Origin of the sequence: Aquabacterium sp., assembly GCF_004297345.1 — a bacterium.
Classification (GTDB): Bacteria; Pseudomonadota; Gammaproteobacteria; order Burkholderiales; family Burkholderiaceae_C; genus Aquabacterium.
In genome coordinates this window covers 1-5536 of the sequence record NZ_SCTN01000221.1, presented here as the reverse complement: position 1 = coordinate 5536, position 5536 = coordinate 1, and the positions used below count along the sequence as shown (strand labels likewise).

Here is a 5536-nt window from a genome sequence, read left to right as displayed (position 1 = left end):
GCGCTGATCTGGCTTTGTTGCTGAAGTCCGAAGGGATTGACATCGGCTTGCTGACGACGGGGCTGATGGCCGCACACCGGGCACGCTGGCGGCCGTCATTCGATCGTTGGATTCCGTGGGTGTTTGGCCTGATTACCGCGGTGAAGGTGGGCACGGGCTTCATGCTCCACAGCCCTGTTCTGGCCATCAATCAGGTCTACATCACCCTGATGGTGCTGGTGATCGGCATGCTGGCCCTGCAGTTGCCGATACGTGCCGGCATTCGTGGTTGCCTGCTGGGTGGCCTACCTTTCCTGGCCTTGCCTTGGGTCTCCGATATTCACTACGGCCTGCTGTTTCTGGGGCACTACTTGCTGACGGCGACGGTGGCCATGTTCGTTGTGGCCGTGCGCGAAGACAAGGACCGCATGATGTTCCTGCAGTCGATGCGCTTTCAGCAAGAGCGTCAGGAGGTGCAGCGCCTGAACGCGGAGCTGGATGACATGGCTCGCAAGGATGCGCTCACCGGGTTGGCCAACAGGCGCGTGTTCGATGAGGCCTTGAGGGCGGAGTGGGATCGTGCGCGCCGCAATCGGGCATCGCTGGCCTTGTTGATGATCGACGTGGATCACTTCAAACGCTTCAATGACCGCTATGGCCATCCGGCAGGTGATCGTTGCCTGGCCGAGGTGGCTGCGGCCATTGCCAGCGTGGTGCGCCGCCCTGGCGATGTCGCGGCGCGCTATGGTGGCGAAGAGTTCGTGATCCTGCTGCCGGACACAGATGCCACAGGGGCATGCGAGCTGGCGCGTCGTGTGATTGAGCAGGTTGACGCTGCTCGCATGGTGCATGAGGATTCGCCGACCACCGCCAGCGTGACGGTCAGCGTGGGCGTTTCACATTGTCTGCCACATGGCCCTGCCACGGCCCAGGGTCTGACCGATGCGGCCGATGGGGCTTTGTACGAGGCCAAATCTGCGGGACGGCACCGCTTTGTTTGCCGCGAGTTACGGGTGGCAGGCACGCCGTGACTGGCATGGCAGATTCAACCTATCGCTGCAGCCAGCCCAGCACGGGTGCCCATTGACTCAGGTCCTTCTCGACCTTGGTAGCAGGTACATCCCATAGGCTCAGGCCGTGCGCAGCCAGATGCGCGTAGTTCTGCGTATCCCGCAGCAGGCTCAGCAAGGGGATGTCCAGCGTCTGCAGGAATTCCTTGAGGTGCTCGGTGGCCTTGGTGTGGTCCTTGATGCGGTTGCCCACCACGCCAAGCTGAGCTTTGTCGCTCTTCTTGCGCTTGCCTAGCTCGGCCAGGAATTCTTGCGTGGCGTAGATGTCGAACACGCTGGCCTGCAGTGGCACGATGACCTTGTCAGCCAGTTTCATCACAGCCTCCAACCCGGGGCCATGCAGACCGGCAGGGGTGTCCAGCACGATGTGGGTGGTCCCTTTGGGCGGGCGCGCGATGTGGTCTTCGCTGATGTCCCAGCTCAGGATCTGGGGCAGGTTGCCTGGACGCAACTTGAGCCATAGCCGCGAGGATTGCTGGCGATCGACGTCACCCAGCATCACGGAATGCCCCTGGCGAGCGAAGTAGCCCGCAATGTTGCTCGACAGTGTGGACTTGCCCACACCGCCCTTGGGATTGGCGACCACGATCACCGGCATGGTGTCTCCTGTTGGCAGCAGAGACGACCATTGTGGCGCAGTTCTGCCGGCATGCCTTGAGTGCTTGTCTCCAGATCTTCTGGCTTTGCCGGTTCGCATGACTTTGATGCACATCAGTCAAGATGAAGGATAACCCGTGGGGCAGTGTGGCGTTGCTGGACAAATCAATAACATTCATTAATGATGAACCTTATTGATTTGAAAGGTTCTTGTCATGACATTCCTCCAGCAATCTTTGGGACAGATCGCCCGAGAGATCCCCGGTGCGACCGACGTGTTCCACGACTACAAGCTGGACTTCTGCTGCGGTGGGGCCCATACCCTGCAAGAAGCCGCGGCCAAGAAGGGGCTGGACCCTGCTCCGATCGCTGAACGTCTGACCCAGCTCGTGGCACAGGCGCAGCAGGCTCCTCGCCAATGGGGTGAGGCTGATATGCCGGAGTTGGTGGACCACATCCAGTCTTACTTCCACGAGCGGCATCGTGGGCAGTTGCCTGAACTGGCGCGCCTGGCTCGCAGGGTGGAGGCGGTGCATCGAGACCATCCGGCCTGTCCCGCTGGTTTGACGTCCTTGCTGACTGAGATGGGGGCCGAGTTGGCCAACCACATGGAGCGGGAAGAAAGCATCCTGTTCCCGCTGCTGAAGGATCGGCAATATGGGGTGTCGCAAGGGCCGATTCAGGTGATGCAGGAAGAGCATGATCACCATGGTGAAAACCTTGCCCAGCTTGAAGCGCTGACGCATGACATGACGCCGCCAGCGGGTGCTTGCAATACCTGGCAGGCGCTCTACCTGGGTTTGCGTGCCTTCAGGGAAGACCTCATGCAGCACATCCACCTGGAAAACAACGTGCTGTTCAGTCAGGCGCGCAGCAGCGCCGCGTGAGGTAGCCATGGCCATCGCCGCAGCCCTCCACTTGCCAGCGCCGCCGTCTCATGCGGAGCGCGGCCCCGTCCTGGGCTATACCGGCATGTGGGTCGGCATCTGCCTGGAGTTCTTCGAGTTCTCGGTGCTGTTTGCCGTGTACTTTGGCGCCCGCGTGCTGGACCCTGCCGCGTTTCGCGATGGCGCAGGGCGCCTGTCGGCTCTGGCGGGCATGGCGATCACACTGGTGATGGTCAGCGCGGGCTTTTTCATGTCGCGCACGGTGGATGCCTTGCGGGCAGACAAGCAGCGCGCCGCGCGTTGGTGGATCCTGGCGGCGCTGTTGTGTGCCTGCCTGTACCCGGTCATCAAGTACCTGGAGATCCAGTCCAACAACGCGCACCACCTGAGCGCGGCAGGCAACGTCTTCGTCACTGTTTACTACTACCTCACGCTCAACCACCTGATCCACGCCTCATGGGGGATCATGGGCATGACGTGGTTGACCACCTGCGTGTGGCTGAACCGTTTCAACCAACGCAGCGTCGAGGCGTTGGCCATCTACTGGCATGCCACTGACATCGTGTGGCTGATGATCTTCTCGTTCTTCTATGCCTTCGTGTGAGGCCGCCATGAACAACAAGCTTGCATCGAACAACAAGGGCGCAGCGCTGGCCTGGCTGGCGCTGGTCCTGCTGTCTGCCGCCAGCCTGATGCTGACGCACCAGGGCAGCGGGGTATCGGCGTCTGCGTTGATCGTGGCCGCGTTGGTTTGGATCAAGGCCCAGATCGTGGCGCACCGCTTTCTGGAACTGGGTCATGCCAGCCCGACCTTTCAGTGGGCGATCAACATCTTCATGGCTTACGGCCCGCTCGGGCTCGTGATCATCGCTTTGACGGTCAACCGGGTGTCTTGACCCGGCCGCTGCCTTTGATGGGCATGGACACAGGCACCTCGGTGGCCAGGCCCAGCAGGCTGGCCGCAGCCGTTGGGGCCGTGATGGCCTCAGTCAGCGTCAGCGCGTCGAGCTCCCGCATGAAGGCGGCCATGGCGCGCCGCAGCGCCCGCTGCAGGTTGCAGGCAGGCTGGATGGTGCAGATGTCGGTGGTGTCAGGGTCATGGCAGGCCACCACGGCGAAGTCCTTCTCGGCCAGACGCACGATCTCGCCCACTGTGATCTGCTCGGGCGGGCGGGCCAGTTGCATGCCTCCATGGCGTCCGCGCACCGTGTCCACCAGCCCGCTGTGACCCAGTTCATGCACGATCTTGGTCAGGTGGCTGCGCGAGATGTTGTAGGCCTGTGCGATCTCGTCGATGCGAGACAACTCACCCGTGCGATGCCGTATCGCCAGGAACATCATCACCCGCAGCGTGTAGTCCGTGTAGACGGTCAGGCGCATCTTGATTCAACCATGTGCTCATGGTAGCGCGAGATGTGGCAGGATGAAAACGACGCACAGCCTTTGCGTATTCAGGAGACCGATCATGAGCGCGTTTGCCCCTACCAGCCCTCAGGCCTGTATCTGGCGAGACCGCGCAGAGGCCTTGATTGCCGAGCATCGCATCGATGGTCGTGCGTTCATCAATGGTCAGCGGGTGTCTTCGCTTGGTGGGGCCACGTTCGATTGCCTGTCTCCCATCGATGGGCGCTTGCTGGGCGTTGTGGCTCGTGGCGAGCGAGCCGATGTGGATGCTGCCGTGTCCGTGGCCCGTCAGGCCTTTGACGATGGGCGCTGGGCACGACAGCCGCCGGCCGAACGCAAGCGTGTGCTGCAGCGCCTGGCCGAGTTGATGATCCAGCACAAGGACGAACTGGCCTTGCTCGAAACTTTGGACATGGGCAAGCCCATCCAGTACAGCCTGAGCGTGGACGTGCCGCTGGCCGCGCGTTGCATCAACTGGTTTGGTGAAGCCATCGACAAGATCTATGACGAGATCGCGCCCACGCCGCACACGGCCCTGGCCCTGATTCAGCGCGAGCCCATTGGCGTGGTCGGGGCCATCGTGCCCTGGAACTACCCCATGTTGATGGCTGCCTGGAAGCTGGGGCCGGCGCTGGCTTGTGGCAACAGCGTGGTGCTCAAGCCCTCTGAAAAATCGCCGTTGACGGCCTTGAAGCTGGCCGAGCTGGCCATCAAGGCTGGGCTGCCTGAAGGTGTGTTCAACGTCGTACCAGGCTATGGCCACGAGGCGGGTGAGGCACTCGCCTTGCACATGGATGTGGATGCGCTGGGCTTCACGGGCTCCACGCGTGTGGGCCGCAAGATGCTTGAGTACGCAGGCCAGAGCAACCTCAAGCGCGTGTTCAACGAGCTGGGCGGCAAGTCGGCCTTCGTCGTGTTTGACGATACCGACAGCGTTGAGCGTGCCGCCGATACGGTAGCCGGTTCGCTGTTCTTCAATCAGGGCGAATCCTGCAACGCACCTTCGCGTTTGTTGGTGCATGAATCGATCGCCGATGAGATGGTGGCGCGCATCGTGGCGCAGTCATCTGCCTACCAACCGGCAGATCCGTTGGATCCAAGCACCGTGATGGGGGCCTTGGTTGATGAAGGCCAGTTGCGATCCGTGCTGGGCTATATCGACGTAGGTACGCAGCAAGGCGCGCGTTGTGTCGCCGGTGGCGCACAAGCCCTGGCCGACACTGGTGGCTTCTACGTGCAACCCACCGTGTTTGACCGCGTCGATAACAGCATGAAGATTGCGCAGGAAGAAATCTTTGGCCCGGTACTCAGTGTGATCCGCTTCAAGGATGAGGCCGAGGCCATCCGGCTTGCCAACGGCACACCCTATGGCCTGCAGGCCAGTGTGTGGAGCCAGCACATTGACCGGGCCCATCGCGTGGCGCGTGCGTTGAAGGCGGGCACGGTGCACGTCAATCAATACGACGAAGACGACATCACCGTGCCTTTCGGGGGCTTCAAGCAGTCTGGCAACGGGCGAGACAAATCCCTGCATGCGCTGGACAAGTACACCGAGTTGAAGACCACCTGGATCCGCATCAACGGCGCTTGACTTGGGGC

General features: G+C 61.7%; 7 protein-coding genes. 5 read left to right on the top strand and 2 right to left on the bottom strand.

The annotated features are described in order from the left end of the window. The coding region (locus tag EPO09_RS08030; RefSeq protein ID WP_290641939.1) for a GGDEF domain-containing protein at positions 1 to 1010 on the top strand (1010 nt) is incomplete at its 5' end. 19 nt (positions 1011 to 1029) lie between these two features. On the opposite strand, the gene EPO09_RS08025 is transcribed toward EPO09_RS08030, so the two are convergent. Continuing rightward, a complete protein-coding gene (locus tag EPO09_RS08025; protein ID WP_290641936.1) occupies positions 1030 to 1647 on the bottom strand; it encodes a ParA family protein in 618 nt (205 codons plus the stop codon). Between the two features lie 214 nt (positions 1648 to 1861). On the opposite strand from EPO09_RS08025, the gene ytfE reads away from it, so the two are divergent. The 3 genes from ytfE to EPO09_RS08010 are packed head-to-tail and all read left to right on the top strand — an operon-like array spanning position 1862 to position 3429. Then, positions 1862 to 2533 (top strand): iron-sulfur cluster repair protein YtfE, encoded by a 672-nt coding sequence (ytfE, locus tag EPO09_RS08020; RefSeq protein WP_290641934.1) that lies wholly within the window; start codon positions 1862 to 1864, stop codon positions 2531 to 2533. Positions 2534 to 2540: 7 nt separating this feature from the next. Then, entirely contained in the window at positions 2541 to 3137 is a 597-nt protein-coding gene (locus tag EPO09_RS08015) for a hypothetical protein (protein ID WP_290641932.1), read from the top strand. A 7-nt stretch (positions 3138 to 3144) separates the two neighbouring features. Next, positions 3145 to 3429, top strand: a complete 285-nt coding sequence (locus EPO09_RS08010; RefSeq protein WP_290641930.1) for a hypothetical protein — start codon at positions 3145 to 3147, stop codon at positions 3427 to 3429. Here EPO09_RS08010 and EPO09_RS08005 read toward each other — a convergent pair. Further along, positions 3413 to 3913, bottom strand: a complete 501-nt coding sequence (locus EPO09_RS08005; protein WP_290641929.1) for an Rrf2 family transcriptional regulator — start codon at positions 3911 to 3913, stop codon at positions 3413 to 3415. The two genes, EPO09_RS08010 and EPO09_RS08005, sit on opposite strands and share 17 nt — an antisense overlap. 85 nt (positions 3914 to 3998) lie before the next feature. Here EPO09_RS08005 and EPO09_RS08000 point away from each other — a divergent pair, with 85 nt between their 5' ends. Beyond that, a complete protein-coding gene (locus tag EPO09_RS08000) occupies positions 3999 to 5528 on the top strand; it encodes an aldehyde dehydrogenase (protein ID WP_290641927.1) in 1530 nt (509 codons plus the stop codon). The last annotated feature ends 8 nt before the right edge of the window (positions 5529 to 5536 follow it).

Bases quoted from the DNA above. Each gene is read 5' to 3' on its own strand.
- EPO09_RS08005 (WP_290641929.1), bottom strand. From the start codon at position 3,913: ATGCGCCTGACCGTCTACACGGACTACACGCTGCGGGTGATGATGTTC.
- EPO09_RS08000 (WP_290641927.1), top strand. From the start codon at position 3,999: ATGAGCGCGTTTGCCCCTACCAGCCCTCAGGCCTGTATCTGGCGAGAC.
- ytfE (WP_290641934.1), top strand. From the start codon at position 1,862: ATGACATTCCTCCAGCAATCTTTGGGACAGATCGCCCGAGAGATCCCC.
- EPO09_RS08015 (WP_290641932.1), top strand. From the start codon at position 2,541: ATGGCCATCGCCGCAGCCCTCCACTTGCCAGCGCCGCCGTCTCATGCG.
- EPO09_RS08025 (WP_290641936.1), bottom strand. From the start codon at position 1,647: ATGCCGGTGATCGTGGTCGCCAATCCCAAGGGCGGTGTGGGCAAGTCC.
- EPO09_RS08010 (WP_290641930.1), top strand. From the start codon at position 3,145: ATGAACAACAAGCTTGCATCGAACAACAAGGGCGCAGCGCTGGCCTGG.